This is a genomic window from Streptomyces sp. BE20 (assembly GCF_036322525.1).
GTDB lineage: Bacteria > Actinomycetota > Actinomycetes > Streptomycetales > Streptomycetaceae > Kitasatospora.
Genome location: NZ_JAQYWW010000548.1, coordinates 1 through 353, shown reverse-complemented (window position 1 = coordinate 353; position 353 = coordinate 1). Strand labels below are relative to the sequence as shown.

Annotated in this window: 1 pseudogene; it reads left to right on the top strand. The window is 70.8% G+C overall.

The window, feature by feature from the left end:
• Positions 1–353, top strand: a pseudogene (locus PUR61_RS09125) (polyketide synthase); the annotation flags it as partial.

Here is a 353-nt window from a genome sequence, read left to right as displayed (position 1 = left end):
GCGGACGTCGACGCGGTGGAGGGTCACGGGACGGGGACGTCGCTGGGTGATCCGATCGAGGCGCAGGCGGTGCTGGCCACGTACGGGCAGGGTCGTCCGGCGGAGCAGCCGGTGTGGCTGGGTTCGTTGAAGTCGAACATCGGGCATGCGCAGGCGGCTGCGGGTGTGGCGGGTGTGATCAAGATGGTGGAGGCGTTGCGGCACGGTGTGCTGCCGAAGAGTCTGCACATCGACGCGCCGAGTTCGAAGGTGGACTGGGAGTCGGGTGCGGTCGCGCTGTTGACGGAGGAGCGGGAGTGGCCGGAGGTGGACCGGCCGCGCCGGGCCGCCGTGTCGTCCTTCGGCGTGAGCGG